General features: G+C 63.3%; 32 protein-coding genes. 17 read left to right on the top strand and 15 right to left on the bottom strand.

Annotation, left to right across the window (positions count from 1 at the left end; translation table 11 throughout):
* Positions 1-230: 230 nt before the first annotated feature.
* A complete protein-coding gene (gene citZ, locus GJR96_RS03125) occupies positions 231-1,370 on the bottom strand; it encodes a citrate synthase (protein WP_151161596.1) in 1,140 nt (379 codons plus the stop codon).
* Between the two features lie 318 nt (positions 1,371-1,688).
* On the opposite strand from citZ, the gene GJR96_RS03120 reads away from it, so the two are divergent.
* Positions 1,689-2,897, top strand: a complete 1,209-nt coding sequence (locus tag GJR96_RS03120) for a potassium channel family protein (RefSeq protein WP_151161595.1) — start codon at positions 1,689-1,691, stop codon at positions 2,895-2,897.
* Here the strand turns inward: GJR96_RS03120 and GJR96_RS03115 are convergent, their stop codons facing one another.
* Positions 2,898-3,188 carry a DUF7536 family protein gene (locus GJR96_RS03115; RefSeq protein WP_151161594.1) on the bottom strand — a complete coding sequence of 97 codons (291 nt, stop codon included), beginning with the start codon at positions 3,186-3,188 and terminating at the stop codon, positions 2,898-2,900. It abuts the gene before it with no gap.
* A 125-nt stretch (positions 3,189-3,313) separates the two neighbouring features.
* Between GJR96_RS03115 and GJR96_RS03110 the strand changes: the two genes are divergently transcribed.
* Both GJR96_RS03110 and GJR96_RS03105 read left to right on the top strand, forming a co-directional pair.
* Positions 3,314-4,270 carry a succinylglutamate desuccinylase/aspartoacylase family protein gene (locus GJR96_RS03110; RefSeq protein ID WP_151161593.1) on the top strand — a complete coding sequence of 319 codons (957 nt, stop codon included), beginning with the start codon at positions 3,314-3,316 and terminating at the stop codon, positions 4,268-4,270.
* Positions 4,271-4,276: 6 nt separating this feature from the next.
* A complete protein-coding gene (locus GJR96_RS03105; protein ID WP_151161592.1) occupies positions 4,277-5,380 on the top strand; it encodes a pyridoxal-phosphate dependent enzyme in 1,104 nt (367 codons plus the stop codon).
* Positions 5,381-5,395: 15 nt separating this feature from the next.
* Here the strand turns inward: GJR96_RS03105 and GJR96_RS03100 are convergent, their stop codons facing one another.
* The 4 genes from GJR96_RS03100 to GJR96_RS03085 all read right to left on the bottom strand — a co-directional run bounded on the left by GJR96_RS03100 (position 5,396) and on the right by GJR96_RS03085 (position 8,245).
* Positions 5,396-5,671 carry a YgaP family membrane protein gene (locus tag GJR96_RS03100; RefSeq protein WP_151161591.1) on the bottom strand — a complete coding sequence of 92 codons (276 nt, stop codon included), beginning with the start codon at positions 5,669-5,671 and terminating at the stop codon, positions 5,396-5,398.
* Between the two features lie 120 nt (positions 5,672-5,791).
* A complete protein-coding gene (locus GJR96_RS03095; protein WP_151161590.1) occupies positions 5,792-6,526 on the bottom strand; it encodes a protein-L-isoaspartate O-methyltransferase family protein in 735 nt (244 codons plus the stop codon).
* A 21-nt stretch (positions 6,527-6,547) separates the two neighbouring features.
* Positions 6,548-7,486 (bottom strand): class I SAM-dependent methyltransferase, encoded by a 939-nt coding sequence (locus GJR96_RS03090; RefSeq protein ID WP_151161589.1) that lies wholly within the window; start codon positions 7,484-7,486, stop codon positions 6,548-6,550.
* A 102-nt stretch (positions 7,487-7,588) separates the two neighbouring features.
* Positions 7,589-8,245, bottom strand: coding sequence for an HVO_0476 family zinc finger protein (locus tag GJR96_RS03085; RefSeq protein ID WP_151161588.1), 657 nt, complete (start codon positions 8,243-8,245; stop codon positions 7,589-7,591).
* Positions 8,246-8,375: 130 nt separating this feature from the next.
* On the opposite strand from GJR96_RS03085, the gene GJR96_RS03080 reads away from it, so the two are divergent.
* The gene (locus GJR96_RS03080) at positions 8,376-9,650 is read left to right on the top strand and encodes an outer membrane protein assembly factor BamB family protein (RefSeq protein ID WP_151161587.1); all 1,275 of its coding nucleotides are present in this window, start codon (positions 8,376-8,378) and stop codon (positions 9,648-9,650) included.
* Between the two features lie 28 nt (positions 9,651-9,678).
* On the opposite strand, the gene GJR96_RS03075 is transcribed toward GJR96_RS03080, so the two are convergent.
* Positions 9,679-10,638, bottom strand: coding sequence for an aminopeptidase (locus GJR96_RS03075; RefSeq protein WP_151161586.1), 960 nt, complete (start codon positions 10,636-10,638; stop codon positions 9,679-9,681).
* 201 nt (positions 10,639-10,839) lie between these two features.
* On the opposite strand from GJR96_RS03075, the gene GJR96_RS03070 reads away from it, so the two are divergent.
* A complete protein-coding gene (locus tag GJR96_RS03070) occupies positions 10,840-11,907 on the top strand; it encodes a type II glyceraldehyde-3-phosphate dehydrogenase (RefSeq protein ID WP_151161585.1) in 1,068 nt (355 codons plus the stop codon).
* 126 nt (positions 11,908-12,033) lie between these two features.
* On the opposite strand, the gene GJR96_RS03065 is transcribed toward GJR96_RS03070, so the two are convergent.
* Complete coding sequence (locus GJR96_RS03065) at positions 12,034-12,522, bottom strand: metallophosphoesterase (RefSeq protein WP_151161584.1); 489 nt, start codon at positions 12,520-12,522, stop codon at positions 12,034-12,036.
* A gap of 107 nt (positions 12,523-12,629) precedes the next feature.
* Between GJR96_RS03065 and GJR96_RS03060 the strand changes: the two genes are divergently transcribed.
* The gene (locus tag GJR96_RS03060; protein WP_151161583.1) at positions 12,630-12,911 is read left to right on the top strand and encodes a hypothetical protein; all 282 of its coding nucleotides are present in this window, start codon (positions 12,630-12,632) and stop codon (positions 12,909-12,911) included.
* Positions 12,912-12,949: 38 nt separating this feature from the next.
* Here GJR96_RS03060 and GJR96_RS03055 read toward each other — a convergent pair whose 3' ends face one another.
* The 4 genes from GJR96_RS03055 to gap all read right to left on the bottom strand — a co-directional run bounded on the left by GJR96_RS03055 (position 12,950) and on the right by gap (position 17,263).
* Positions 12,950-14,137 carry a thiolase family protein gene (locus GJR96_RS03055; protein WP_151161582.1) on the bottom strand — a complete coding sequence of 396 codons (1,188 nt, stop codon included), beginning with the start codon at positions 14,135-14,137 and terminating at the stop codon, positions 12,950-12,952.
* Between the two features lie 131 nt (positions 14,138-14,268).
* Entirely contained in the window at positions 14,269-15,477 is a 1,209-nt protein-coding gene (locus GJR96_RS03050; protein ID WP_151161581.1) for a phosphoglycerate kinase, read from the bottom strand.
* A 57-nt stretch (positions 15,478-15,534) separates the two neighbouring features.
* Positions 15,535-15,993: a hypothetical protein gene (locus tag GJR96_RS03045; protein WP_151161580.1), complete on the bottom strand. Its 459-nt coding sequence runs from the start codon at positions 15,991-15,993 to the stop codon at positions 15,535-15,537.
* A 217-nt stretch (positions 15,994-16,210) separates the two neighbouring features.
* Complete coding sequence (gene gap, locus GJR96_RS03040; protein WP_151161579.1) at positions 16,211-17,263, bottom strand: type I glyceraldehyde-3-phosphate dehydrogenase; 1,053 nt, start codon at positions 17,261-17,263, stop codon at positions 16,211-16,213.
* Between the two features lie 255 nt (positions 17,264-17,518).
* On the opposite strand from gap, the gene GJR96_RS03035 reads away from it, so the two are divergent.
* Positions 17,519-17,881 (top strand): Hsp20/alpha crystallin family protein, encoded by a 363-nt coding sequence (locus tag GJR96_RS03035; protein ID WP_151134676.1) that lies wholly within the window; start codon positions 17,519-17,521, stop codon positions 17,879-17,881.
* 21 nt (positions 17,882-17,902) lie between these two features.
* On the opposite strand, the gene GJR96_RS03030 is transcribed toward GJR96_RS03035, so the two are convergent.
* Together GJR96_RS03030 and GJR96_RS03025 are read right to left on the bottom strand one after the other, a co-directional pair.
* Positions 17,903-18,775, bottom strand: a complete 873-nt coding sequence (locus tag GJR96_RS03030) for an ATP-grasp domain-containing protein (protein WP_151161578.1) — start codon at positions 18,773-18,775, stop codon at positions 17,903-17,905.
* Between the two features lie 61 nt (positions 18,776-18,836).
* A complete protein-coding gene (locus tag GJR96_RS03025) occupies positions 18,837-19,367 on the bottom strand; it encodes a 50S ribosomal protein L16 (protein ID WP_058571213.1) in 531 nt (176 codons plus the stop codon).
* 169 nt (positions 19,368-19,536) lie between these two features.
* On the opposite strand from GJR96_RS03025, the gene GJR96_RS03020 reads away from it, so the two are divergent.
* A complete protein-coding gene (locus GJR96_RS03020) occupies positions 19,537-20,187 on the top strand; it encodes a type 1 glutamine amidotransferase (RefSeq protein ID WP_151161577.1) in 651 nt (216 codons plus the stop codon).
* On the opposite strand, the gene nucS is transcribed toward GJR96_RS03020, so the two are convergent.
* Positions 20,188-21,021, bottom strand: coding sequence for an endonuclease NucS (gene nucS / locus GJR96_RS03015; RefSeq protein WP_151163888.1), 834 nt, complete (start codon positions 21,019-21,021; stop codon positions 20,188-20,190).
* Positions 21,022-21,128: 107 nt separating this feature from the next.
* Here nucS and GJR96_RS03010 point away from each other — a divergent pair, with 107 nt between their 5' ends.
* The 9 genes from GJR96_RS03010 (at position 21,129) to GJR96_RS02975 (ending at position 26,320) form a co-directional block, all read left to right on the top strand.
* Complete coding sequence (locus GJR96_RS03010) at positions 21,129-21,584, top strand: pyridoxamine 5'-phosphate oxidase family protein (RefSeq protein WP_151161576.1); 456 nt, start codon at positions 21,129-21,131, stop codon at positions 21,582-21,584.
* Positions 21,585-21,711: 127 nt separating this feature from the next.
* Positions 21,712-22,866: an MFS transporter gene (locus tag GJR96_RS03005; protein WP_151163886.1), complete on the top strand. Its 1,155-nt coding sequence runs from the start codon at positions 21,712-21,714 to the stop codon at positions 22,864-22,866.
* A gap of 118 nt (positions 22,867-22,984) precedes the next feature.
* A complete protein-coding gene (locus GJR96_RS03000) occupies positions 22,985-23,830 on the top strand; it encodes a DUF5995 family protein (RefSeq protein WP_225317697.1) in 846 nt (281 codons plus the stop codon).
* A 107-nt stretch (positions 23,831-23,937) separates the two neighbouring features.
* On the top strand, positions 23,938-24,324 hold the full coding sequence (locus GJR96_RS02995; protein ID WP_151161574.1) for a winged helix-turn-helix domain-containing protein: 387 nt from the start codon (positions 23,938-23,940) through the stop codon (positions 24,322-24,324).
* Between the two features lie 5 nt (positions 24,325-24,329).
* On the top strand, positions 24,330-24,536 hold the full coding sequence (locus GJR96_RS02990) for a hypothetical protein (protein ID WP_151161573.1): 207 nt from the start codon (positions 24,330-24,332) through the stop codon (positions 24,534-24,536).
* The gene (locus tag GJR96_RS02985; protein WP_151161572.1) at positions 24,536-24,700 is read left to right on the top strand and encodes a DUF7560 family zinc ribbon protein; all 165 of its coding nucleotides are present in this window, start codon (positions 24,536-24,538) and stop codon (positions 24,698-24,700) included. The genes GJR96_RS02990 and GJR96_RS02985 overlap by 1 nt, the downstream gene beginning before the upstream one ends.
* Positions 24,701-24,806: 106 nt before the next feature.
* Entirely contained in the window at positions 24,807-24,953 is a 147-nt protein-coding gene (locus GJR96_RS18010; protein ID WP_191965800.1) for a DUF7560 family zinc ribbon protein, read from the top strand.
* A gap of 152 nt (positions 24,954-25,105) precedes the next feature.
* Complete coding sequence (locus GJR96_RS02980; RefSeq protein WP_151161571.1) at positions 25,106-25,567, top strand: pyridoxamine 5'-phosphate oxidase family protein; 462 nt, start codon at positions 25,106-25,108, stop codon at positions 25,565-25,567.
* Between the two features lie 105 nt (positions 25,568-25,672).
* Positions 25,673-26,320 carry a helix-turn-helix domain-containing protein gene (locus GJR96_RS02975; RefSeq protein WP_151161570.1) on the top strand — a complete coding sequence of 216 codons (648 nt, stop codon included), beginning with the start codon at positions 25,673-25,675 and terminating at the stop codon, positions 26,318-26,320.
* Positions 26,321-26,400: the final 80 nt, after the last annotated feature.

Genomic DNA, 26,400 nt, shown 5'->3' with positions numbered 1-26,400 from the left:
AACCGCAAGACTGCGGCGACCTGAGTTCGGCGTATGACGCTCGTCATTCAGGTGTCGTCTCAGTGCTAATTCGTTGATGTGATAATTGGACAACAACTCGTGTGCGACACTCGTGATAGAGTTGTGACAGGAGTGGACAGTGGTGACTCACGTACCATTGCCTCACGGAAATCACACGATAGACGCACCGCTCGTCAGCGACTCAAAAAGAACCCGTGCCCGTGTCGTCTCTACCGGTCGTCCAGCGCGGGGAACTCGAGGTCCTTCTCGCCGACGTAGCGAGCACGCGGCCGGATGAGACGGTTGTCGTCGTACTGTTCGAGGATGTGTGCAATCCACCCGCCGGCGCGCGAGACGGCGAAGATGGGGGTGTAGAGGTCGATGGGGATGCCCATCTGGTAGTACGTCGACGCGGAGTAGAAGTCGACGTTGGGTGCGAGACCCTTCTCCTCACCGATGTACTCCTCGATGGCGACCGACATCTCGTACCACTTCATGTCGCCGGCGGCCTCGCCGAGTGCCTCGGACTTCTCGCCGAGAATCTTCGCGCGGGGGTCCTTGACGTTGTAGACGCGGTGGCCGAACCCGGCGACGCGTTCGCCGCGTTCGAGCGCGTCTTTGACCCACTGCGTGGGGTCCATGTCGCTGTCGTCGACGTCTTTCAGCATCCGCATGACGTTCGCGTTCGCGCCACCGTGGAGCGACCCCGAGAGCGTGCCCACTGCCGAGGTCACTGCACTGTACATGTCCGAGAGGGTAGACGCGGTCACCATCGCGGAGAACGTCGAGGCGTTCAGCCCGTGGTCCGCGTGCAGGACGAGGGCCATGTCGAACGTCTCGGCGAGAACGTCGTTCGGTTCCTCACCGTTGAGCATGTAGAGGAAGTTCGCTGCGTGGTCCAGGTCGTCGCTCGGAGCGACGTAGTCGTCGCCGCGTCGGAATCGTGCGTAGGCGGCGAGGACCGACGGCATCTTCGCGGTGATGCGCTTCGCCTTCTCGAGGTTGACCTCACGGTTGGTCACGTCCTCGAAGTCTGCGTCCTCGTCGTACGCCGACATCGCCGAGACGAGCGTTCGGAGTGCCGCCATGGGCGACTCGTCCTGCTCGGCGAGTTCGCGCGCAACGTCGAGAACTCCATCGTTCAGGTCGCGGTGCGCCGCGAGTTCTGTGGAGAACGCGTCGAGTTCCTCACTATTCGGAAGTTTCCCGTGCCAGAGGAGATACAGCACTTCCTCGTAACTCGCGTCGCGTGCGAGGTCATCGATGTCGTAGCCGCGGTAGATGAGTTGTCCAGCGTCGCCGTCGATAAAGCTGAGCTCCGACTCGGTGACCAGCACACCTTCCAGCCCCCGCTTCAGTTCGCCTGACATACCCAGAACGTTGCTTACCATATCAAAAAAGCGTTATCGTTTCCCTGCATATGTTATCGACCGGCATACACATACGATACGAGCGCTGTCGTGCGATTCTGGACACACAAACTGACTAAACGGGCTCTCGACAGTTGTCGAAATTTATTCCCTTATTATATGGGGTTGTCTCATCACCAGTTGCGGGCGTGTCTCTGTGTGGCGCGCAACTCGGTCGCCCGCCCATGTCATATGTGATGACGACGTAGGACTAGTCGAGAAACGGTGGCACCGATATTCCTGGCAAGTCTTTTCCCGTCACGTCGTGAAGGCGGGCGCATGAACCCGGAGGACGTCGAGTACGAGCCTGTGAGTGTGAAGGCCGTACTCGCAGAGATGAAAGATACGGCGGAGTTACTCATCGACCTCTCGTACTCGTCTGTCCTCCACGCGAACGACGAACTCGCAGTCGAGGTGCTGGACCTCGAAGAGCGGATGGACATCCTGCAACTGCAAGCGCGCATGAGTCTGATGATGGCCGCCCGGAGTCCCGAGGACGCAGAAGAACTGGCACCCGTCCTCGGTGTCGTCGGCGCTGCGGAGAAGATTTCGGACGCCGCAGGCGACATCGCGAAGGTCGTCATCGAAGATATCGGCCTCCCCGACGCCATCCGCGCCGCCCTCCCCGAGGCCGTCGAGACGACGATTCGCTGTGAACTCACGCCGGACTCTCCCTACGTCGGCCGGTCACTCGGCGACATCAACATGGAGACGGAGACGGGCGTCCGAGTCGTCGCCATCCACCGCGCGGGGGAGTGGGTGACCAACCCGGACCACGAGACCACCCTCCGCGCGGACGACGTACTCCTCCTCCGCGGCCGCGACGAGGGTCTTCGAACCGTCCACGAGGCGGCGACGGGAGCGCCGTACGACCCACCCGAGGTCGAAGAACCGACCATCGAAGACCTCGAACGCGCCGTCGACTCCATCGTCCTGATGAAGGACATGAGCGAACTCGCCGTCGACCTCGCGTACGGTGCCGTCCTCTTCGACAGCGAAGGTGTCGCCGAAGAAGTCGAAGAACTCGAAGCGGAGGTCGACGCACTAAAGTCGCGTTTCGAGGCGTGGACACTCCGCGCAGCGAGTCGCGTCGAAGACCCCGTCTCCCTCCGTGGCCTCGTCCAACTCGCCAGCGCGACGGAGATGATAAGCGACGCGGCCCTCGAAATCGCCGAGGGTGTCCTCCGCGGCATCGACGCACACCCCGTCGTCGCCGCGGCAGTCAAAGAGTCCGACGAGGTCATCATCCGCCTGCGCGTCGCGCCCGGGAGTGTCCTCGCAGACTCGACGCTGGGTGACCGGCGTGTCAAGACCGAAACTGGCATGCGCGTCATCGCGGTTCGCCGCGCCGGCAACAACGAGTGGGTCGTCTCGCCGGGGCCGACCACGCGACTCCACGGCCGTGACCTGATAATCGCAAAGGGGACGCGCGCGGGGGCCGAACGACTCGGCGAACTCGTCGGCGACGAACGCGAGTTCGACGAGTAATCAGAGCGTCTTACTCAACCGATACGCCGACACGAGCGTCAGCACTGTCGCCACGAGGAGTGCCGTCGCCGACGCGAGCACGAACGCGAGGATGAGAAACCAGCCTTCCGGCCCAAGAACGGGATACTCGCGCGTGCCCGCGAATGGCCCGAACAGTTCCAGCACGCGGAACAGGTAGGCCACGACGGCGAGTCCGAGACCGACGGCAGCGCCGATAGCGGCGTTTCGCGGCAGGTCGAGCGCCTGGACGAGACCGGCAGCAGGCGGTCGTTCGGGAACGTCGTCTGTCACACTCGCCAGTTACGACCGGGTGACCAAAGCGACACCGCTTTTTCGACGCCTCGACCACCCACCGGAGACGTGGCGATACTCGCCGGACCGAACCCCTAAAGGGAGGTGGGTCCGAGTTTCGCGATATGATTACCTTGGGAACGGCGAGTGCGGCCCCCGGGGAGATGGACGTGGGCCGCTTGGAGGTGGGTGAATCGCGCGACGGCGGGTCCGTCGGCCTGCCTGTTGCCGTCATCAACGGCGCGTCGTCCGGGAAGACGCTCTACATGCAGGCCGCCTCGGACGGGGACGAACTCAACGGCGTCGGCGTCATCCAACGCGTCGTCCCGCAAATCGACCCTGCGGAACTCTCCGGCGCGATTCTCGTCGTCGGCATCGTCAACTACCACGCGTTTCAGGTCGCCCAGCACCGCAACCCCATCGACGACACGAAGATGAACCGTGCGTACCCCGGCGACGAGCGAGGTACCTCGTCGGAACGCATCGCGGCCACGACGTTTCAGGCCGCGCGGCGCGCCGACCTCATCTTGGACCTCCATCAGGGGTCGACCAGTCGGATGATAGACGAGGTTCGGGTCCGCTGTGGCCGTCACCACCGGATGCACGCCAAGTGTCTCCGTCTCGCCAAGACCTTCGGGTGTGGCTACGTCCTCGACCAGAAGGGGCCCGATGGCCAACTCGCCCGTGCCGGGCCAGACGCCGGCATCCCGACTATCGACCCCGAACTCGGGGGCTGTGTCGGGTGGGACGAAGAGAGCATCCGCAAGGGCGTCGAAGGCGTCCACAACGTCTTGCGCGGATACGGGTTCGTCGACGGCGACGTCGAACTCCAAGCGCAGACTCGCGCCCGCGGATTCGACCAGTACGGGTCGCCCGCCGGTGGTCTCGTCCGCTTCAAGCGTGACCTCGGCGAGAAAGTCTCGTCGGGCGACGTGCTCTTCGAAGTCACCGACGTGTTCGGCCAACTCAAAGCCCGTGTCACCGCCGACCACGCCGGTATCTTCTGGCGCACCCGGCGACTGCCACAGGTCGCCAGCGGCGAATACGTCTGTTCGGTCGGCATCGACATCGACACGTACTAACTGACGATGACAACGAGCAACCCTCTCCCGTCTCACCTCCGTCTCGAATGTCCCGACTGTGGGTCGACCTTCGACCAGTGGCGCTGGCGGTGCTCCTGTGGCGAACCGCTCGACTTCGCGGCCGACTTCGTTCCCTCGGCCACGACGCCCGAAGACGCCGGACTCGACTTCCGCCGTGGCCTCTGGGCGTTCGACGACTTCCTCCCGACCGCCCCGCACGCAACGCTCGGAGAAGGAATGACTCCCCTCGTCGAGGCACCCGAGTGGGACGCCTCGTTCAAACTGGAGTACGTCTTCCCGACCGGGTCGTTCAAAGACCGCGGGGCGACGACGACGCTCTCACTGGCGCACGAACTGGACGTGGACCGCGTCGTCGAAGACTCTTCAGGAAACGCCGGTGCCGCCATCGCGACATACGCCGCACGCGCCGGTATCGACGCCGAAATCTACGTTCCGGCGTCGGTGAAGCCCTCGAAACTCCGTGCTATCGAACGCGCCGGCGCGAAACCCGTCCGCATCGAAGGTGACAGACAGGACGTGACCGACGCCTGCGTCGAGGCCGTCGAAGCGAACGACGCGTGGTACGCGAGTCACGCCTGGAACCCGGCGTTCTTCGCGGGGACGGCGACGTTCGCCTACGAACTCGCCGCACAGCGAGACTGGAGTGCACCCGACGCCGTCGTCACACCGCTCGGACACGGGACGCTCTTCCTCGGGGCCTACCGAGGCTTCCAAGCTCTGTACGACGCAGGCTGGATAGACAGCGTGCCGCGTCTCTACGGTGCACAGGCCGCTGGCTACGCCCCAATCGCGGAGGCTCGCCACCGAACCCCTACCGAGACGAACGACGTGGCAGACGGTATCCAGATTCTCGACCCCGTCCGCGAGTCGGAGATTCACGAGGCACTCGACGCGACTGACGGCGACGCTATCGCACTCTCGGCCGACGCAGTCGAAGACGAACTCGACAGACTCCACCGACACGGGTTCTACACCGAACCAACCTGCGCCGTCGCACCCGCCGCGCTCCGTGAACTGCGCATCTCGGGCGTCATCGACGAAGACGACGACGTAGTCGTTCCGCTGACGGGCAGCGGTCTCAAGACCTGACGGCCGAAGAAAAGATTACTGTACCCGGGCTTTGCCCGAGGTTTCTGGTTCGGTCTTCGTTGCACCTTTGTAGGTGTTGAAGCCGAGTGCGTTGTTGAGCGGGCACTTCTGTGTCACCGCAGTCGTCGTCAGCACTGCTCCGACGAGGAGTGCGACACCTGCGACGACGAGTCCGAGTGTGCCTGTTGCAATCGTCAGGAATCCGGCGAGCGCTGCTGCGCCGACGATGATGAGGACTGGTCCGACGATGAATCGAGCGATGCGGTCGTATCCGCCGACGTTCTTTTCCATGAGTGGTTCACCACGCATTGATATGTTACCCACTACCATATCTCTTGCACACGCTTCTCGGTACTCAGGAATCGTGAGTATCAGCGATTCGACTGGCTCGATTCTGTCGAGAATCGACGGCTAACGGTGCGCTCCCCAGTCAATCCAGTCTTGTTCCCACCCGTGTCCGGCGTGCCACCCGCGGCCTTCGTACTCGGGGTCTTCGCGCTTCGTTCGGTTTCGGACGATACTCCCGGTCTGTTCGCCGTCGACGAGTAACGGTTTAAATGCTATCGGGCCGAACTTCTTGGCTACGTCGCCGTCTTCGATGGCGACGAGGGCCTGTTCGCCGACGCCTCTCGGCATGACGAGTCGCCCGTCGTCGTCGAGTTGCGCGAGGAGACGGCGCGGCGGGTTGACCGCCGAGGCTTCGACGAGGATGCGGTCGAACGGCGCGTACTCGGGGAGTCCGTCCGCGCCGTCGCGGCAGTCCACGAGGACGCCTTCGTACCCGGCACGCTGGAGGTTCTGTCGGGCCTCGTAGACGAGTGTTCGGGTGATGTCCACGGCGTGAACGTTCGAGTCACCGACGATTTCGGCGAGGACGGCGGCGGTATATCCGACGCCGGCACCGACGACAAGTACGTCGTCGTCCGGTTCGACGGCGAGTGCCGACAGTAAGCGGGCGACTGTCGTCGGAGAGAGAATCGTCGTATTCGTCTTTCGGTGTTCGGTCGGGCGGTTTTGATACGGCCCGTCCGTGACGAACTCGTGTCGCGGGACGCTGCGCATGGCGACGTCGACGGACTCGGGCAACGGGTCGAGTCGCTCCGCCAACCCGTCGACCATGTCGTGGCGCAGCACCGAGTTGTCCATACCAGCGTTCGGTGGTGGTCACTAATCAACCGCACGTTCGGCGACAATCGCCTGCAAGTCGGTTCCGGGAACGTCTTGGGACATCTGCCGGTCGAATCCCGCCGAATCGACCCACGACCGGACCGTCGCCTCGTCGTACAGGTCACCGCGACCGAGTGCCAGCGCATCGACTGCGCGCCTCGTCGTCGCTTCCGTCGAACATTGCCCGTGGAGTGTGTCCACGAACACGGCAGTCCCCCCGGATTCGAGGGCGTCGTATGCTCCTTCGACCAGCAGGACTGCCTCTTTTGCATCTCGTCCCGCGAACGCGTCGCCCACGAAAACGAGGTCGAAACCACTGACGGGCGGATTGGTAGGGTCTCCCGCGACGACGTTCACGCCTGCCCGCGAGAGCAACGGTCGGACCACGTCGACCGTCTCGGCGTCCTCGACGAACGTCACGTCGTACCCGCGTTCGACGAACTCGCGAGCGAAGACGCCCGACGTGCCCGCGAGGTCGAGAACACGGGTCGCATCGGGTTCCTCACGGACTGCCGCGGTCACACAGGCACGGACCACTGACTCGTCGGTGGCGTCGTGCGCGCCGAGTCGATTTCGAACCCACTCGTCGGGGAAGTCGGGCGCGTCACCGGTCGCCATCGTCTGCGGGAGGTCGGTGTACAGCGAGACGTAGTCGAGTGCGTGCGGGAGGCGGCCGATAGACCGAACGTCGCGCTTCGCGAGGAATCCGAGTGCCCGATTCGTTATCTCGTACTCGTCGCCCACGCGTTTGATGAACCCCATCGAAGCGAGCGCTTCGACGGTAATTCGCGCCGCTCGAAGGTCGATGCCGGCACTCTCGGCGACGGCCTCGGCGGTCCCCGCGTTGGTCGTGAGTGCGTCGATGACGCCGCTCTCGCGGGCGGCCCAGAGGAGTGCGAGTGATTCGACGGAAGACTGCGACCGGTCGCGCGTCGGCATGTCCGAACCGACGGGGTCGGGAGAGAAAAAGTCGTTCCGTGCGGGGTGAGATGAGGAGTGGTGTGCGGTGAGTACCGGGATGGCGGAGCGTCGTCTGTCGCCTTACCAGGCAGACCACGCCGTGGAGGTCTGGTCGCGGGCGTAGACGCGCTTCGCGTCCTTCGCGTAGACCATGTCTCCGGGGTGGTCGAGTTTGCCGTGGCGGTACTCTGGGGCGTCGGCGCGGACGACGAGGCCTTCGATTTTGACCTCTTCGTCACCGAACGACTCGGTCTCACCGACGACGAACTCGTAGTCACCGGGCACGTTGACGGTGATACTGCGCGTGTCCTCGCGCTTGCCGTCTTTCGGATGGACGGTGACGTTCACCGCGACGTTGTCGACGACGCGGGTCCAGACCGTCTGTACGTCCTCGACGAGTGCTTCTTCGACGCGTTCGTCGGGTCCGACTTCGATGCCCGTGATGCGGACGAGTTGAATCGCTTCGGGGGTGTCGACGATGAACTCTTCGCCGAGGGCGATGTCCGCCTCTTTGGGCGCGGAGACGGTGGTCGAGACGGACGACCCGTCTTGCGAGACGACGACGTCCATGTCGATTTCGTCGGGAATCTCTACTTTCTCTTTGTGGACCTGACCGCACTCGGTACAGCGGACGGTCGAGTGACCGCCGGGTTTCAGTACCTCGTGGACGGTGGGTTCGTCGGGCGAACACGACGGACAGGGGAGAGGGACGCGTTCGCCGGCGTCGGGTAGGCTCATGCAGGCCGCTAGCCTGTCAGGCCGTAAAAAGCCGCCTTTCTCCTCGTCCGCGTGGGAGTCGGTGCCGAGGTGTGAGTATCAGCGAACCCACGACTGACGCTTTTGCCGGTGGACGACCTACTTCTCTGTCGTGGTCAGTCCCACCCGTCGCCAGTTCCTCGCCGCTGTGGGCGTCTCTGCACTCTCGGCGACCACCGGGTGTGTCTCCGGGGGCGACCACCCAACCTACGAGGGGACGTGGTCGCGGCGCGGATTCGACGACGCGCGAACCGGTTTTTCACCGGTAACCGGCCCGACAGGAAATCTCGCCGTCGCGTGGCGTGCGGACGTGTTCGACGCCTACCCGACGAGTACGCCAGTCGTCGGCGACGAGCGAGTCTACTACCTGCACACGCGCGGCGGGCAAGACGGCGAACACGAGTCGGTCGTCTCCGCGTTCGACGTCGCAACGGGTGGGGAAATCTGGCAGACCACCGTCTCGGTGGCCTCCTTCGACCAGATTGCGTATCACCACGACTCGCTCGTCGTCGCCAATAGACGACTCTACGTTCGAACGTTCGAGGGACTGCACGTGCTGACGACCGACGGTGACCTGTCGTGGACCCATCCCGTCCCCACGACTGAGCAGTCGTATCCGGTCGTCGCACCTCCGATAGTCTCCGATGGAATGGCCGTGACGGCGACGTTCGGCGACCGAACGCCACCATCGGGTATCGTCGCCGTCGACGCCGAAAACGGCCGGCCACGGTGGCGTGCAGGGTTCAACGCTCGAAAGGTTCCGTGGACACTCTCTGCCAGCGAGGGGAGGGTCTACGTCCCGTTCTTCGACGGCGACTCGGGACTCGTCGCACTGGATATCAGAACCGGGGCACAGGAGTGGTCCCTCTCGCTCCCTGTCGGTGGGCCTGTGACCATCGCAGGCGACACGATACTCGTCCCACTCGCCGGCGACCCAGAATCTATCGCGGCTATCGACCGTCGAACGTTCGAACTTCTCTGGCTGGAACCGGCGAGCAGACGGGCCGAGTCAGGACTCGCCGTCGCGGGGGGACTCGTCTACTACGTCACCGAGAGGATGCTCGTCGCGAGACGACTCGACACCGGTGAACCCGTCTGGTCGTTCGGCCCGACGCCGGTCGTCTCACTCAGTTGGACGCCAGTGGTCGCGGGGCCGAACGTGTACGTCGTCGCCGAACGGACGAACGAACCGGCGTCGCCGAACTATCTCTACGCCCTCGACCGGTCGACTGGGAGGAACCGAGGGTCCGGGCGAATTCTGGGGTCACCGGACACCGCTGGGCTGGCCGTCGTCGATGGCGCGGCCTATCTCGCACTCGGGAGGGGCGAACTGCTGTGTTTCGAATCCTGTGGGTTCGCATTCGGTGGTCGCTGTCTCGGTCAGTGAGTCGAAAACCAGTGGGTGGCGGACCGTTCTACGGTTGTGGCAGGTCGACTTCCTCGCCGTCGGCGTACACTGTCGGGTCACGGATGATACCGTCGAGGTGGAGTGGGGCGTCGGTGTCGCCGCCGATGCCCGCGTCGTCGCCGATGGCGATGTGGACCGTGCCGGCGGCCTTCTCGTCGAGGAGGACTGAGCCAACGAGTTCGGTCACACCGACGTTGGTACCGATGCCGATTTCGGCGAGGTTGAAGGCGTCTTGGCCGACTTCTTCGGCGGCAGCTTCGACCTGTTCGCGGATGTCGTCGTCCGAAATCTCGGTGACATAGCCGTCTTCGACTTCGAAGCGGAGGTCTTGGCCCTCGTCGAGGAGGCCGTGGGGCATCATCGTCCCGTCGACGACGTAGGTGCCCGTGGCGGACTCGGGGCTGAGGAAGATTTCGCCCGCGGGGAGATTGGAGAACGAGCCTGAGTCAGAGATGTCGCCCGTGTCGGCGAGCCATTCGCGGTCACCGCGGACGAACGTGATGTCCGTCCCCTTCTCGGTGGTGACGCGGACTTCGTCGGCGTCGCCGACGGCGTCGAGCATCGCCTTGCTGTGGTCGTAGATGAGGTCGTAGTCGGCGTCGAGGCCGGTGAGGAACACGTCTTCGGTGATTCCCGGAAGCGTCGCTCCGCGAGCACCGGCGTCACAGGCGGTGCCGCGGGCGCGAGTGTGGCTGAGGCTCTTCGTCGTCGGCGCGAGGAAGGCGTCGGCTTCGGCCATCGCCGCGGCGACGGGTGCCGGCGGTTCTTCGCCGTGCTGGTTCCCCGGTGGGTATCGGATGATGGATGCATCGTCCGTCACGTCGCACGCAACCTCGTAGAGCGCCTCGCCGATGCGCTGGCGTTTGTCGTCGGTGACGACGAGGAGGGATTCGTCGGGCTGGAGGTCGAGACACTGGTGGACTGCCGTCTCGCTGGCGGCGCGGAGGTCGGAGTCGTCCGTCGTCATGTGACACCCTGCGATACCTGCCGGGTTAGGCGTTCCCATCTGGCCGCCCCCGGCCGGTTCTCTGGTTCGTCTCCCCGACCATCGTGCCGGTCGTAACTTCACTCGTCTCGGAGGTAATCCAGCGACTCACTCGCCTCGTAGTTAATTTCTGGCCATTAACCATCGAAATAACTATGGTCGCCTACGGTCGTCTCTCATACCATGATACGAGTGGGTGTCAACGGCTACGGTACAATCGGAAAGCGCGTCGCCGACGCGGTCGAGGCGCAACCCGACATGGAGATTATCGGCGTAGCCAAGACGCAACCCAACTTCGAAGCGCACACTGCCGTCAAACGCGGGTACCCGATGTACGCCGCCATTCCCGAGCGGGCACCACTGTTCGCCGAGGCTGGCATCGAACTCGCTGGCGAGGTAGACGAACTCGTCGCCGAGGCAGACGTCATCGTCGACTGTACGCCCTCGGGCATCGGTGCGAAGAACCGAGAACTGTACGAGACCCACCACACGCCCGCCATCTTCCAGGGTGGCGAGGACGCCGACGTCGCCGACGTCAGTTTCAACGCACGGTCGAACTACGCCGCGGCACGCGACGCCGACTACGTCCGCGTCGTCTCGTGTAACACGACCGGTCTCTCGCGCATCATCGCGCCCCTCGAAGAGGAGTACGGTGTCGAGAAAGTTCGCGCGACGCTCGTCCGCCGTGGCGGCGACCCGGGCCAGAACTCTCGCGGCCCCATCAACGACATTCTGCCGAACCCAATCAAGGTGCCCTCGCACCACGGCCCCGACGTGAAGACCATCTTCCCCGACCTCGAAATCGACACGCTCGGCCTGAAGGTGCCGGCGACCCTGATGCACGTCCACGCCCTCAACGTCACGCTCGAAGACGACGTGACGGGTGCGCACGTCCGCCAACTGCTCGAAGGTGAAGACCGCATCTACGTCATCCCGGAGGGCCTCGGCATCGACGGCGCGGGCAAACTCAAGGACCTCGCACTCGACGCAGAACGCCCGCGCGGTGACCTCTGGGAGAACTGTGTCTGGGGCGAGTCCATCGGCGTGAACGGCCGTGACCTCTACCTCTTCCAGGCCATCCACCAGGAGTCCGACGTGATTCCCGAGAACGTCGACGCGATTCGCGCGATGTTCGAACTCGAAGACCAGAAGACGAGCATGGAACTCACCGACCGCAAACTCGGCGTCGGCATCTCCGGCGACCCTTCTGGATTCTCTGAACAGGCGCGCGCGGAGTTCGCCGACGACTAATCGGCGAATCGTCTGTTCAGCCACCCTTCTCACGTATTTCGACCACCCACTCCCTCTCGTCTCTCCTCGACCCGTGTGAGAGCATCCCTTACACGTTCTGTCGAGCGTGTCTGTCGGCCGATTCGACTACAGCGTCTCGAACGAGACGTTTCCAGTTCCCAAGTCTACGACGGCGACGTGGAACGATTCGTCCGCCCCCGGAATCGGCAGTCCACCGGGGTTGATGTGCGTCGTCTTGCCGTGATATTCGAGCGTCTTTTCGTGGGTGTGGCCGCGGAGGACGTAGTCGTAGTCCCCTGATTCGATGAGGGCGTCGACGAGACCCGATTCGGTTCCGTGGTAGACGGCTATCTCCTGTCCATCGAGTGTCAGGTGGGCGAAGTCGTCGTGGTAGGTACCAATCGACTGGACGATGCCCCGGAGTTTCCACTCGCCGTCGTTGTTGCCGCGGACTGCGTGGAACTCGAAGTCCGCGTCGAACGGCGTGGCCGAGAAGGGCGAGACGATGTCCCCGCAGTGGACGACCACGTCCACGTCTTCTGCTTCGAAGTGTGCTACCGCCGCCTCGACGTAGTCGAGGTTGTCGTGCGTATCGGAGACGACACCGAGTTTCATAACTGACACTTCGTCGGCATCGGGTTTCAACGTTGGCCGACACTTATGCCGCGGGCGCTCGCTGTCGTGTCTATGTACCTGCAGACCGATGAACTGGAGGCCGACTCGTGACCGACGACGAACACGCCGACGACACACCGAAATCGTCCGATTCAGTGATGCTCGTCCTCGCAACTGGAGATAGAGGAAGTGTCTTTGTCGGGGCTATACTCGTCGGAATTTCGGTGTTCAACGCGGCCCGGACTCTCGCGATTCGCTCGTCGGGTGCCTTTCCGAACAACGATGCCCTCGGCGCACTCTTCACGCTCTTGGTCTTCGCAGTCGGCGTCGTCTTCCTCGTGCAGGGTGCTGCCGGCCTCTTCGCGGCGGGGAGAGCAGCGACCCGATAATCGTCGGTGACACGTCTCGATAGTACGAGTGGTGTCCGTCAGACGCGTTCGACCAGCGTCGCGATTCCCTGTCCGAACCCGATACACATCGTACACAGGCCGTACCGCCCGCCGCACTCTTCGAGTTGATACGGAAGTTTGCCGAGGAGTGCCGCCCCCGTCGCGCCGAGCGGATGCCCGTGTGCGATGGCCCCGCCCCAGACGTTCGTCTTCTCCCACTCTGCACCGGTTTCGTCAAGCCATGCGCCGATGACCGACGCGAACGCTTCGTTCACCTCGAATCGGTCGATGTCGTCGATATCTAACCCGTTTTCGTCGAGTATCTCGTTCGTCGCCGGTATCGGTCCCGTGAGCATCGTTTTCGGGTCGACGCCGACGACGTGGGTGTCGACGATTCGCGCTTTCGGCTCCCATCCGTACTCCTCGCAGGCGTCGCCGGATGCGACGAGCGTCGCCGCCGCGCCGTCGACGATACCGGAGGCGTTCCCGGGATGGATGACGCCTTCGCCCTCGTCGCGGAACGCGAGCGGGAGTTTTCCAAGCGTCTCCACGTCCGTCTCCGGGCGCGGGTGTTCGTCTTGCTCGACGACGCGTGTCCCGCCGTCGCTGTCGCCGTCGACTTCGACTGGGACGACCTGTCCGTCGTACTTTCCTGCCTCGACGGCGCGTCCCCACCGTGACTGTGAGTCGACTGCAATCTGGTCCACGTCGTCTCGCGAGAGGCCCCACTGTTCGGCGATTCGCTCGGCACCTTCTCCCTGCGACGTGAGTTCGTCGTAGTGGTCGAAGTAGGTCGCAGAGACGTTCGCCGGGTCCGCGAACGTCAATCGGTCGACGGCAGAGTCCGACGCCATCGGGACGCGCGTCATATGTTCGACGCCGCCGGCGACGAGAACGTCGTGCATCTCGCCTCTGATTTGGCCCGCCGCGAAGTTGATAGCCTGCTGGCCGGACCCACACATCCGATTGAGTTGGACTCCCGGAATGTCGTCGCCCCACCCGGCGACCATCGGTGCCAGTCGCCCGATGTTCATCCCCTGTTCGCCGATGGGCGTGACGCATCCGTAGATGACGTCTTCCGGGTCTTCGCTGCCCGTGAACCCGACCCGCTCTTCCAGCGCGAGCAGCGGTTTCGCCGCGAGGTCCTGCGGGTGGACGCCGCTGAACGACCCGTTTCGCTTCCCGAAGGGCGTCCGCACGGCGTCCACGATGTACGCGTCCTGCATAGTACGGTGCTCAAGACCGCCCCTCATTATTGTTTGTGTACTATCACGCCGACGCGTGGCGTTTGGTGCGCGTCCCTCGCTCGGGGTGGGACGACTGCGAAAAAAGCGGCGCTCGGGGGCTACGCGCCGACTCAGTCCTGCTTCAGCACTTCGACGCCTGCGAGTGGCGCACCGGTCAGGGCGCGGATGTACGCGCCGCCCGCGATAGAGACGTGGCCGAAGTCGGCCTCGTCCATGCCGTACATCTCGATGGCTCGAGAGGTGTCACCGCCGCCGACGACGGAGAAGCAATCGGTCTCCGAGATGGCCTGAAGGACGCCGACGGTGCCGACGGCGAAGCGTTCGTCTTCGAACAGGCCGAGTGCGCCCTTCACGAAGACGGCCTCCGAGTCGCGGATGATGGGGTCGTACTCGTCGACGGTCATCGACCCGACGTCGAGGTACGGGCGGTCTTTCTCCGTGATGTTGGCGACGGCAATCTCACCGCGTTCGTCGTTCTCGTCTTCGTACGCGAGGTCCACGGCGAGTTTGATTTGGTCGCCGCGTTCGTCGAGCAGGGACTCGATAGTCTCGCGGTTGGCCTCCCACTGGTCGTCGAAGAAATCCATGCCGTCGAGGTCGAATCCGACGTCGTTGCCGGCGGCGCGGAGGAACAGTTCACCGGCGATGCCGCCGAGCAAGAACTGGTCGACTTTGTCGCCGAGGTTGTTCATCACGTCGATGACGTCGGTCGCTTTCGTGCCGCCGACGACCATCGTGACCTGTCCGTCGAACTCGCGGGTGGCGATAGACGAGTTCGCCTCGTACTCGGACTCCATGACGCGCCCGGCGTACGCGGGTAGTTCGAGCGCGAACCCGACGAGCGAGGCGTGCGACCGGTGGGCCGCCGAGTAGGCGTCGTTGATGTACGCGTCGAAGTGCGGCGCGAGCGTCTGGACGAACTCGGTATCTGCTTTGACTTCAGGGTCTTCTTCGGGGAGTTCCTCGTCGCACATGCGTGTGTTTTCGAGGAGAAGAATCTCGCCCGCGTCGAGCGATTCGATGGCGTCGATGGCCTCGTCGCCGTAGGTGTCGGCGACGAACTGCACGTCGCGGCCGACGTGGTCGGCGAGGATGGCGGCGTGCTGTTCGAGCGAGACGAAGTCGTCGCCGCCGGGGCGACCCTGGTGAGCCATCAAGATGACTTTGTCCCCACGCTCGGCGAGTTCCTTCACCGTCGTCGCGTGGCGGTCGAACCGACGATTGTCCTGTACTTCGCCGTCTTCGACGGGGGAGTTGAGGTCGAGACGGACGAGGACGCGCTGTTCGGGTTCGAGGTCGTCGAGGGTCTTGAACGTCATCACGCGAGGGAAGGGTGGCGAGTCACTTAGTCGTGGGCAAAACGAGCGAGAACCGCCTCACTGTTCGGTGAGTTCCAGCGTCACTGTCGGCTCGGCGACGTATCGACGGCCACCGTCGCGTTCGGCCACGACGATTCGGGCTCCCACCGTGAGTTCCGTCGGCAACTCGTCGTCCGGCAAGAGAAAATGCAGTGGGAACTGGGAAAACTCGGCCTCGCCGAACTCGTCGATTCGGAGAACCGCCGCGTTGCTGTGTCCGTCCTCGACGAACGTGAACGGCGGAAACTCGGTCGTCCCCGGTTTCCGCACGTACAGGTTGGGATGCATGTCGGGAGAACTCGTCGTGAACGCGTACCGGACCGAGTCGAACGCCAGTCGGTCGCCTCGTCCGACGTGGACAGTGAACGGAGCCACGTCGCCAAGAGACGCGTCGTCCGCGGTATCGACTGTGGTGGCGCTGAACTCGACGAGACGCTCGTCGTCGCGGCGGTAGACGAGGGACGGCTGGCCCCGCATTTCTCCCGTTTCGGGGTCAGAAAGTGGTGTCGGTGAGGATGTGGTCGGCGCAGCACACCCGGTAAGGGGGACGACTGTCGCAGCCAGCGTGGTGAGGAGTTGTCGACGGCGCATCATTTGAGACTCACGCGCCTCCGGTATCGACTTTGCGCTGGCCGTCTGCACGAACAGGAGGTCAGCCCACCGATGGTGCGGCGGACGTGGAGACGAGGCGCGATTACTGGTGCGTGATGAAGTGTGCGACGTCGAGCATCCGGTTGGAGAACCCGTACTCGTTGTCGTACCACGTCAGAATCTTGTAGAGGCCGCCGTCGTTGACCTGATTCGTCGTGTTGAGGTCGACGGTGCTGGAGAACGGCAGGCCGAGGATGTCACGCGACGTGACTTCGTCGTCGGTGTAGCCGAGGACGCCCGCCAGCGGTCCGGAGTCGGCAGCGGCGCGGAAGGCGTCGTTGATTTCGTCGACAGACGGCTTGTCTTCGAGTCGAACGACGAGTTCGGTGAGCGACCCGTTGACGACGGGGACGCGAATCGCCATCCCGTCGAGTTTGCCGTCGAGTTGGGGCAAAATATCGGTCGTCGCCTGTGCGGCACCCGTCGTCGTCGGGACGATGTTCTCGGCGGCGGCGCGGCCACGGCGCTGTTTCGAGTGGGGGCCGTCGATGAGGTTCTGGCTTCCCGTGTAGGCGTGAACCGTCGTCAGGAGGCCGTTCTCGATGCCGAACTCGTCGTCGAGGACTTTCGCCACTGGCGTGACGGAGTTCGTCGTACAGGAGGCGTTCGAGACGATGTCTTCGCCCTCGTACTCGTCGTGGTTGACACCGTAGACGATTTGCTTGACCGGTTCGTCGCCCTTCGGCGGTGCGGAGATGACGACTTTGTCCGCGCCCGCGTCAAGGTGGGCCGAGGCGTCTTCCTTCGTCCGGAAGATACCCGTACACTCGAGTGCCACGTCGACGTCGAGTTCGCCCCACGGCAGTTCTGCCGGGGACTGGACGTTGTACAGTCCGACCGACGTCCCTTCGATGGTCAGGGCGTCACCGTCGCGTTCGACGCCGTCGAGGCGACCCATGACGGAGTCGTACTTCGCCAGATACGCCATGTCGTCGAAGTCCATGACGTCGTTGATGGCGACCAGTTCGGCCTTGGGATTGTCGAGGACGGCACGGAAGATGTTCCGACCGATTCGGCCGAATCCGTTGAGTGCCACCCGCACCACGTCCGACTCGTCCACGTTCTCGCCCGCGCTGAGGTAGGATTTTTCACTCATGTTCGAGTAGTATCCACATGAATATCCCTCAGCCAACAGTATATCTGTTTCGGTAAATCCGATTGAATCGAACGTTACCTTTCATCACCAATCAAAAACACTTCAGAAACGCTCACAATCAGTCATACATACACCACGACTGCCAGACCGAGAGTCAGCGTGTAGAAGGGTTCTCACGGCCAAATCATGCCGATTCACTGCCAGATGACTGTCACAGGCAGAAACGTTTTATCCTCCGATTTCATAGCGGCCCCCATGGTCAGAGACGACCGCGACGACCCGTTCGACAACATCTTCGATGAAATCGAACGGATGATGAACGACATGACCGGAGGAGACGCTGGATTCGCCTCCGAAACCCACATCGACGTGTACGATGAGGGTTCTACACTCCGACTCGTCGCGGACCTTCCAGGCGTCGACAAAGACGCTATCGACCTCAAGTGCGATGGAGAGACGCTGACTATCAGCGCCGCCGGTGACCGCCGCGAGTTCGACGAACGTATCCGCCTCCCGGCACGCGTCGACGAACACTCCGCGAAGGCCACCTTCAACAACGGCGTCCTGCAAGTCACGTTCGACCGCGCTGAGGATTCTGCCGCCATCGACGTCGAGTAACCGGCGACCGAGACGGCAGCGTTACGAGTTTTTCGCGACCCGTTCGACCAGCGCTGCCAGTCTGTCGAAGAAGTCGTCGTCGTACTTCGCGTCGTCGTCGATGGTCGGGCGGGCGTTCGTCTCCGAGACGACGACCCGCCCGTTCGATTCGAGGAGGTCCACGCCGAGGTAGCGGATGCCGAGTTCGTCGGCCACGGTTTCGGCGATACGTCGGTGTCGGTCCGGCAGGTCGACACCGACTGCGTCGGCCCCGCGGTGGACGTTGTGTTTCCATCGCCCGTCCGCCCGTGCGCGGTCGGAGAGGCGTCGTTCGACCGCACCGACGACAGTTCCGTCGACGACCATCGCCCGGTAGTCACGCGCGTCAGGGAGCCACTCTTGGACGAGATAGGACTTATCGCCGGTCGCCCGGTAGTCGTGGACGAGGTTCAGGTGGTCGACGAGACCCGACAGTGAATCCGGGTCGTGCGCCTTCGCGATACCGACGCCGCGAGTCGTCGAGTTCGGCTTGACGACGACTGGGTAGTCGAGGCCCGCCTGCTCGACGGCGTCCATGAGTGCTGCGTCGTCAGTCGGATTCGAGACGTAGACGCTCTCGATGACTGGGATGTCCGCCCGCGAGAGCGCTGCGACGACACCCGCCTTGTTCCGCGACGTGAGAACATCATCGCGTGTGTTCACCCACGGAATGTCGTGGCGTGCGGCGACGACGCCACCTTCCATCGTTCGCGAGGGATAGACGAATCCTACGTCGAACTCGTCGGTCGGCGGCGTCGACAGGTCGAGGGCGAACTGTTTGGCGCGGAGGTGCTCGACGTCGATGCCACGTGCGGCGAGCGGGTCGCGCATTCGCTCGAACGTCTCGCTACTGGTCGTCACCGCCAACCGAAGCATACGCTACGTGGAGTGTCGCTGGTGCAAAAGTGAGGTGGTTCGCGCGAACTGACGTGCGACGTTACGCGACGAGCAGTTCTTCGCCGCGGTCGACCACGATGCGGCACGGCGGCGACATCTTGTTGTAGGCACGGCGGAAGGCGTCCTTCGCGATTTCCGCGTCCTCGACGTCGCAGTAGATGGTAAAGACCGTCTCGCCCTTGGGGATGCGTGCGGCGGTGCCGACGACCTTCCCGAACGACTGGCGCATTCCGTCAGAGACACGGTCTGCACCTGCACCGGTCGCCTGCTTGTTCTCGCGGATGACGTGGTGCGGGAACTTGCGCAGGATCATCTTGTACTGCTTCTCGCCAGCGTTCTTGAGCATGAGACGGTTGGCGGAGAGGCGCGCGGATTCGAGCGAACCGTGGCGAATCTGGACGTCCTCTTCGACCTTCAGGGAGATCTGGACAGGGTAGTCCTCGGGGTCCGCCTGCAGGTCGCCCATGTTGTGCTGTGCGATCTTGGAACCGGGAATTCCCGTGATGTACTCGCGTCGCGTGTACGCCGGGTTCTTGATTTCCCGGTACATAGAGGCGGGTTTGTCTGACATGGTTACTTGTGAAACCGAAGGGTCAGGCGGGCTAAAAACGCTTCGAAGCTTCATTCAGCCAACGGGCCGTGTGAGCGACTCACACGACTGGCGTCGCCGGATGCCGAACTCGCGTGCCCCTCGATACCGATGAACAGTCTTATCAGATATCTTCACATCGACGTAGACGATGTTGCTCGTCTGCGATACGATGGTCTCTGACGGACCGTCGTACTTCACCGACGCACTCGCCGACCTCGCACTCGACGGCCGCGACGGGGTTGTTCACTCACTCCCCGGCGACGGTCTCCCGACGCTCTCGGACGTCGATGCCGTCATCGTCACCGGGAGTACCGCGGGCGTCTACGAGGCCGACGAGCGTCCGTGGATAGCCGATGGTCGCCGACTCGTCCGCGAACTCGTCGCACGCGAGATTCCGACGCTCGGCGTCTGCTTCGGCCACCAACTCGTCAACGACGCACTCGGTGGGACCGTCGATGCGGGCCACCAGAAACGCGGTATCGTCGAGGTCGAACTCGACGACGACCCGGTTTTCGAGGGCGTCTCAGGCAAGATTCCGATGGTCCACGGCGACTACGTCGTCTCGCCCGGCGACCGGATGGAGACGATTGCCTCGGCCGACTACTACGACCACCTCGCCACGCGCCACGAGTCTGCGCCCGTCTGGACAGTCCAGTACCACCCTGAGTTCACCGGGACGCTACTCGACCGCATCACCGACGACTTCGGGTGGCCGGACGAGGAGGACCACAACGATTTCGACGACGTGACGGCCGCGAAGACAGTGGAGAACTTCGCGTCGCTCGCGGGTCTCGACTGATTACTCGTCTACCGCCGGGTCGTCGCTCTCGCTTGCTCCGCTGGTATCGCTTTCTCCGCTGTTCTCGTCTTTCTCCCCGTCGTCCTCGGCAGAGTCGTCATCGACTGGTGGCGCGCCCGTCTCCGGGTCGAGAGCGACGAATTCGAGGCCTTCCCGGTCGAGTAAGTCTGCTGCTCTGTCGGTAATCGACGGCGCGACGAGGATGCCACGGACCGGTTCGTCGTCGCCGAACTCCCGGTGGAGGGCGTCCACGTACCGGCGGAGTTGACTCGCCGCAGAGGGGCCGACCCGCCGTCGCTTCAACTCCACGACGACGGGTACCCCGTCCGCATCTTCGCCGAAGATGTCGATTGGTCCCGCGTCGCTCTGTCGCTCGGTTTCGAGGGGTTCGAAACCGGACTCGAGAATCGACGGGTTCGCGAGGATGTGCTGTCGCAAGTCCTCTTCACTCCCGGTGAGTTCCAAATCGCTTCGGTCGTTCACCCCGTAGGCAGAACACTGGTCGACCCGTTCGAAGTGCACGTCGAGTCGTTCGTCCGGGTTCGACCTGCTACTTCGGAGACGGAGGCGTCCGTCGCGGATGCTGGCGGTGTGGGTACACCCCGGCGGTTGCCAGTTGACGGGCGTTCGCTTCTCGTCGGTGTGGACGAGGATGGAGCCGTCGGGTTTCAGAATCACCAGTCGGTCACCGGGGCCGAGTTCGCTCGTCGCGCGGCCATCGTAGTCCACGGTACACCGTCCGAACACGGTAATCATGTCCTCGCGCTCGAAGGCCGCTTCGAGGTGGACGAGGGCGTCGCGGTGCGTCGGCCGGTGGAGTGTGTTCACCGTCATCCGGGTGTCGCCCCGCGATTCGGGGTCACCGGACATAAGCCCCGCGTCGTATTCGGGATATTCCGGTCTGCTGGCACGCTTATGCCCTCTCCATGCGTATATTTACCATGGCCCCTGAATACCCCGAAAGCAACCGAGTCGGGATGTCCGCCGACGAAATCGACCAACTGCTCGTAGAACGCGGCGTCGGCGTCCTCTCTCTCGCTGACGATAGCGTCGCGTACGGGATTCCGCTCTCGTTCGGGTACGACGCCGAGATGAATCGGCTCTACTTCGTCTTCCTCCGACCCGGTGAAACGTCGCGGAAGGTCGACTTCGCAGAGCAAACGTCTCGGGCGAGTTTCACTGTCTGGGACTGCCCGTCGCGCTACGAGTGGAAGAGCGTCGTCGTCGAAGGCGAACTGCACCCAATCGCAGACGACGAGTGGTCACGCGTCAACGATGTCCTCGCCGACAACGCGTGGTACCCGAGTCTCTTCTCGGAGACCGAACCCATGCAGGATATGCTCGGGTGGGAACTCCGCATCGACCACCGCTCTGGCCTCCAGCGAAGCGGTGCGTGACCATCGCGTCTGCGCGACTCGAATGCACGGGCGCGATTCCTCTGTTATCTCCTCTTTCGTCGGTTCACCAGTGAAGCGCTCGAAGTGGCGGGTTCTCGGAATCATCGCCGTGTCCGAGTTGTTCGCGATGTCGCTGTGGTTCAGCGCCAGCGCCGTCGCCCCACAACTCGCCGTGGCGTGGGGGCTTTCACTCGAACAGGCGGCGTGGTTGACGACTGCGGTCCAACTCGGGTTCGTCGTCGGCGCACTCGCGTCTGCCGTCCTCACGCTCTCTGACCTCGTTCCCCCACGCTACCTCCTTGCTGGGTCTGCGCTCGTCGGCGCTGCTGCGACGGTGACGCTCGGCACCGTCGTCCAGTCAGCGTCTGTCGCACTCGGACTTAGATTTCTCACGGGTGTCGCGCTCGCAGGCGTCTACCCACCGGGGATGAAACTCGTCGCGGGATGGTTCCGCGAAGAACGAGGGCTGGCTATCGGGACGCTCATCGGTGCGCTCACTGTCGGGTCCGCACTCCCCCACTTACTCCGGGCCGTCGGCGGTATCGACCGTCCACGACTCGTTCTCCTCGGTGCAGCGGCACTGGCGACGGTCGGTGCTCTCACCGTCCTGTGGGTGCGTCCCGGGCCGTACCAATCACCGGCGGCCCCCTTCGACCCCGCGGCGGTTCGACGCATACTCCGTGACCCACCGACGCTCCTCGCTAACACGGGGTACTTCGGCCACATGTGGGAACTCTACGCCGTCTGGACGTGGCTTCCGCTGTTCCTCACGCTCGCGTACGACGCCTCCGACCATCCACTTGCGACCCCAGAAGCCGCCGCGTTGACCGCGTTCGGAGCCATCGCCATCGGTGGTGTCGGAGCGCTCGTCGCCGGACGTGCCGCCGACCTCTGGGGCCGAACGACCGTTACCGCCGCGAGTATGGTCGTGAGCGGCATCGCAAGCCTCCTCGCGGGTCTCGTCTTCGGTGCGTCACCGCTCGTCGTCGTCCCCTTCGTCCTCGGATGGGGGTTCGCTATCGTCGCCGACTCGGCGCAGTTCTCCGCGGCAGTCTCCGAACTTGCAGACCCGAGTTATCTGGGCACGGCGCTCACACTCCAGACGGCCTTCGGGTTCTTGCTGACCGTCGTCTCGATTCAACTCACGCCCATCGTTGCCGACATCGTAGGATGGCAGTGGGCGTTCGCCCCACTTGCACTCGGGCCTGCGGTTGGGACGCTCGCTATGTGGCGACTTCGGCGACACCCCGGCGCAGCGAAGTTAGCCGGCGGACGCGGGTGAGACGGGGACTGTTCGCTGCTGATTCGACTTCAGACGACACTCCCCACACCCGGACTCTCTCACTGACGGTATCGTTATCCAGTATCCGGGCGTATCCGTACACTATCGAATGCGCCGGATGACGCTCGACGAAGGACGGAAACTCGCGACGGCAGTGCGAACGCCGAACCCGTCACTGTCCGCTGTTCGTCCCGACCCGTCACCGGCGATTCTCGATCTCGTCGAGAGACCATTTCGCGACGTCGCCGACGCGCACGAACGACTGTCGGCCCTCGAAGCACTGCTCTACGAGCGTGAAGACCGCCGCGCCGCGTTCTTGACTATCTACGCCCGCGTGACCGCCGAAGTCCACGATGGACTCGCGCACGACACGTTCGACGACCCGGCGTGGGTCGCCGAGTACCTCGTCACCTTCGCCGACCACTACCGGCGGGCGTTCCACGCGTTCGAGCGTGGCGTGTTCGACGAGGTACCCGACCCGTGGCGTCTCTCGTTCGAAACGTCGCTCCGTGGTGACGCCCTCGTGACACAGGACGTTCTCCTCGGCATCAACGCACACGTGAACTACGACCTGGCGTTGGCACTCTCGGAAGTCGGTATCGACCCCGACAGACGACGCAAGTACGCCGACCACAGACGTATCAATCACGTCTTGCGCAGTCTCGTCGACGACGAACAGGACCTCATCGCCGCGCGCTACGCCGACGGCGTGGCCGACATCGACGACTCACTCGGCCGACTCGACGAGACGCTCTCGTTCCTGACGCTACGCGAAGGGCGACGGAACGCGTGGCGTGGTGCAGTCGTCCTCACCGATGGCCGATACGGCCCCATCAAACGCGCAGTTCGGTGGTATCTCAACAGTCTCTCGATGGGTGCGGGCCACTTCATCCTCGCACCGACGGCGAACACTGCGGTCCGGCATCGACTGGAACGACTCGAAGACGGCGACGACGGCCCATAGTCGGGGCGAGGGTGCGACGCGCCAGACGGACTGTCTACGAGGAGTATATAAACCACCCCAGATAGCGCGGTGCTGGATACCTCCGGATACCGTCCGTCTATTGTAGTATGAACTCGTCCACGACACTCGCCGCAAATGGGATTGGAGGCTTCGACTCGCAGCACCAGGACGTCGCCGACACGTCCGTCGTCCTCTCTGCTCTCAGCGACGACGACAACCGACGTATCCTCGCCGCGTGTGACGACGCCCCCCGGACCGCACAGGAGTGCGCCGAGGTGTGCGACATCCCTCTGTCGAGCGTCTACCGCAAACTCAGCCAACTCTCCGAGGCATCGCTCCTCGACGAGGGGCGTCGAATCCAGACGTCGGCCCACCACCCACGAGAGTTCTCGACGCGCTTCGACACGCTCTCGTTCTCGTTCGGTGACTCCGGCGTGTCGGTGGACTTCCGACAGGTCGCGACTGACGGCGGCGAAGAGACGAAGGAGCGCTGAGGGCGATGTCCGTCCAACGCCCCTCCGGACGAGACTTCGGAGAGTTGTTCGTCGAACTCACCGGCCAGACGACGCTGACCGAACTCCAAGACGCCGTCGCGAGCGTCGTCACCGAACTCCGAACAGAAGATATCGAGATGATGGAGGACATCGCGTCGACAGTCCTCGAGACCGGAATGGAAGACGCACTCGAATCCCCAGAGGTAGACTAATGATGGCTGGAACAACGGCAGACGAGTTCGAGTTCGAATGTCCACAGTGTAGCGAACAGTTCGAAGTCAACGACGGGATGCGTGAGGCACTCCTCGAACGCGGGTGCCCAGTCTGTACGTCGGCGGTTACAGAGACTGCGTTCTCTTCACTGTCGTCGCGTTGAACATCGCTCTCTCGGGTCTCTCTCTTCTCTTTACTGTCGTCTCGTATCGGTCTGTTTCCGAAACAGTAGGCTACATATACGAGTGCTATCTCTACTATCAATAACGATGACCGACACGAGAGACTACACCTTCGTCTGCCCGGAGTGTGCGGAGTCTATGGTGGTCAACGCTCCCATGCGTGACGCACTCATCGACAACGGGTGTGTCATCTGTGGGTCGTCCGTCTCCGACCAGTCGTTCTCTCACGCCTGACCCGTCGTCCTGCTTCTGTTCCCCGTTCTGGCCGTCTCGAAGTTGTTTCCGAACGATACAGGCCGTCTGGCCGGTGATATCTGCGTCCAGTCCGGCCACGATGCGAGAAGTAACAATGATTACGTCCCCCGCGAGTCTGGGCATACGAACCAATGTCTCTGGACCAACAGACCGACCTCTCGTTTGACGACATCGCGGAGGTCCTGGCGCGCCACGAGACGGGTGTGTTGTCGCTCGCGAAGGACGATGAACCCTATGCAATCCCCATCTCCTACGGCTACGACCCCGACGGTGGCCAGTTCTACGTCCGACTCGTCTCGACGCCAGAAAGCGAAAAACGTCAGTTCCTCACCTCCTCCCCGCGCGCTCGCCTCGTCGTCCACGAATCGAACGGTAAAATCTACCGGAGCGTCATCGCGGAGGGCGACCTCGAACGGGTCGACCCGAGCGAGATGACGGTCGAACGAATCGTGCAGTACGGGAAAGCCAAACGACCGCTGTTCGAGATTTGGGGCGAGACGAAGCGTGACCTCGACATCCAACTCTTCGAACTCGACCCGGACAACCTTGGCGGGCGGGAAGTCCGCGTCGACCCCGAAGAGGACGCCGCATGAACGGTCGTCTCGGCGCTGAACCTGCTTTCGAACACCGACTGCGGACGCCATCGACGACCACCTCCTCGGTCGAAATCACACCGCGCCAAATCGAGTAACATACCGATGTCTGCTGGGATTCGCGCAACCGTCGAATTCGACTCGCCGTCCGTCTGTCAAATCGCGTCGATTGCCTACTCGACGGAGTCAGTCGTCAACTCCGTCTCGACGAGTGTCGCACCGACGCCCGAGTCTGTGAGTGTCACCGAGTTCGTCGTCGACACCGAGGACACACCCGAAGATATCGCGCTCGAGCCCATCTTCTCGTACGGGAACAAGCACCTCTTTCGAATCTCTCACGATGGGGGCGTGAACTGTCCGTGCGAGTGTCTCGGCGAGTTCGGGTGTCCAATCGACCGCTACTTCACACAGCGTGGGACGCTGACCCTCGTCTTCCACGCGGCAGACTACGAACAACTCCAGGGCGTCATCGGGGAACTTCGCGAGCGATTCCCCGAGGTGGACATCAAACGACTCGTCAGATCTCCGACGGGTGACGCACCCGAAGACAACGTCTTCGTCGACCGGGGGAAACTCACCACGCGGCAACTCGAAGTCCTCCAGACCGCCTACGAGATGGGCTACTTCGAACGTCCGCGACGCGCGAACGCGACCGAAGTGGCGGCCGCGCTCGACATCAGTCAATCGACGTTTTCGGAACACCTCGCGGCTGCACAGACGAAACTTCTCGGCGACGTTCTCGAAGAAGGATAGCGGCCGTGTTCGACGGGAGTATATAAACGTCCCCGGATATCGTGGTTGTCCGTTGGTCTACCTACGGTGACTCTATTGAA

The organism is Haloferax litoreum, assembly GCF_009674605.1.
Lineage (GTDB): Archaea > Halobacteriota > Halobacteria > Halobacteriales > Haloferacaceae > Haloferax > Haloferax litoreum.
The sequence above is the reverse complement of the archived record's forward strand: the minus strand, read 5'-3'. Positions and strand labels throughout refer to the sequence as shown.

Coding starts and splice junctions, on each gene's coding strand:
- citZ (WP_151161596.1), bottom strand. CDS start 1,370: ATGTCAGGCGAACTGAAGCGGGGGCTGGAAGGTGTGCTGGTCACCGAG.
- GJR96_RS03120 (WP_151161595.1), top strand. CDS start 1,689: ATGAACCCGGAGGACGTCGAGTACGAGCCTGTGAGTGTGAAGGCCGTA.
- GJR96_RS03110 (WP_151161593.1), top strand. CDS start 3,314: ATGATTACCTTGGGAACGGCGAGTGCGGCCCCCGGGGAGATGGACGTG.
- GJR96_RS03105 (WP_151161592.1), top strand. CDS start 4,277: ATGACAACGAGCAACCCTCTCCCGTCTCACCTCCGTCTCGAATGTCCC.
- GJR96_RS03100 (WP_151161591.1), bottom strand. CDS start 5,671: ATGGAAAAGAACGTCGGCGGATACGACCGCATCGCTCGATTCATCGTC.
- GJR96_RS03095 (WP_151161590.1), bottom strand. CDS start 6,526: ATGGACAACTCGGTGCTGCGCCACGACATGGTCGACGGGTTGGCGGAG.
- GJR96_RS03090 (WP_151161589.1), bottom strand. CDS start 7,486: ATGCCGACGCGCGACCGGTCGCAGTCTTCCGTCGAATCACTCGCACTC.
- GJR96_RS03085 (WP_151161588.1), bottom strand. CDS start 8,245: ATGAGCCTACCCGACGCCGGCGAACGCGTCCCTCTCCCCTGTCCGTCG.
- GJR96_RS03075 (WP_151161586.1), bottom strand. CDS start 10,638: ATGACGACGGACGACTCCGACCTCCGCGCCGCCAGCGAGACGGCAGTC.
- GJR96_RS03070 (WP_151161585.1), top strand. CDS start 10,840: ATGATACGAGTGGGTGTCAACGGCTACGGTACAATCGGAAAGCGCGTC.
- GJR96_RS03065 (WP_151161584.1), bottom strand. CDS start 12,522: ATGAAACTCGGTGTCGTCTCCGATACGCACGACAACCTCGACTACGTC.
- GJR96_RS03055 (WP_151161582.1), bottom strand. CDS start 14,137: ATGCAGGACGCGTACATCGTGGACGCCGTGCGGACGCCCTTCGGGAAG.
- GJR96_RS03050 (WP_151161581.1), bottom strand. CDS start 15,477: ATGACGTTCAAGACCCTCGACGACCTCGAACCCGAACAGCGCGTCCTC.
- GJR96_RS03045 (WP_151161580.1), bottom strand. CDS start 15,993: ATGCGGGGCCAGCCGTCCCTCGTCTACCGCCGCGACGACGAGCGTCTC.
- gap (WP_151161579.1), bottom strand. CDS start 17,263: ATGAGTGAAAAATCCTACCTCAGCGCGGGCGAGAACGTGGACGAGTCG.
- GJR96_RS03035 (WP_151134676.1), top strand. CDS start 17,519: ATGGTCAGAGACGACCGCGACGACCCGTTCGACAACATCTTCGATGAA.
- GJR96_RS03030 (WP_151161578.1), bottom strand. CDS start 18,775: ATGCTTCGGTTGGCGGTGACGACCAGTAGCGAGACGTTCGAGCGAATG.
- GJR96_RS03025 (WP_058571213.1), bottom strand. CDS start 19,367: ATGTCAGACAAACCCGCCTCTATGTACCGGGAAATCAAGAACCCGGCG.
- GJR96_RS03020 (WP_151161577.1), top strand. CDS start 19,537: ATGTTGCTCGTCTGCGATACGATGGTCTCTGACGGACCGTCGTACTTC.
- nucS (WP_151163888.1), bottom strand. CDS start 21,021: ATGACGGTGAACACACTCCACCGGCCGACGCACCGCGACGCCCTCGTC.
- GJR96_RS03010 (WP_151161576.1), top strand. CDS start 21,129: ATGGCCCCTGAATACCCCGAAAGCAACCGAGTCGGGATGTCCGCCGAC.
- GJR96_RS03005 (WP_151163886.1), top strand. CDS start 21,712: ATGTCGCTGTGGTTCAGCGCCAGCGCCGTCGCCCCACAACTCGCCGTG.
- GJR96_RS03000 (WP_225317697.1), top strand. CDS start 22,985: ATGACGCTCGACGAAGGACGGAAACTCGCGACGGCAGTGCGAACGCCG.
- GJR96_RS02995 (WP_151161574.1), top strand. CDS start 23,938: ATGAACTCGTCCACGACACTCGCCGCAAATGGGATTGGAGGCTTCGAC.
- GJR96_RS02990 (WP_151161573.1), top strand. CDS start 24,330: ATGTCCGTCCAACGCCCCTCCGGACGAGACTTCGGAGAGTTGTTCGTC.
- GJR96_RS02985 (WP_151161572.1), top strand. CDS start 24,536: ATGATGGCTGGAACAACGGCAGACGAGTTCGAGTTCGAATGTCCACAG.
- GJR96_RS18010 (WP_191965800.1), top strand. CDS start 24,807: ATGACCGACACGAGAGACTACACCTTCGTCTGCCCGGAGTGTGCGGAG.
- GJR96_RS02980 (WP_151161571.1), top strand. CDS start 25,106: ATGTCTCTGGACCAACAGACCGACCTCTCGTTTGACGACATCGCGGAG.
- GJR96_RS02975 (WP_151161570.1), top strand. CDS start 25,673: ATGTCTGCTGGGATTCGCGCAACCGTCGAATTCGACTCGCCGTCCGTC.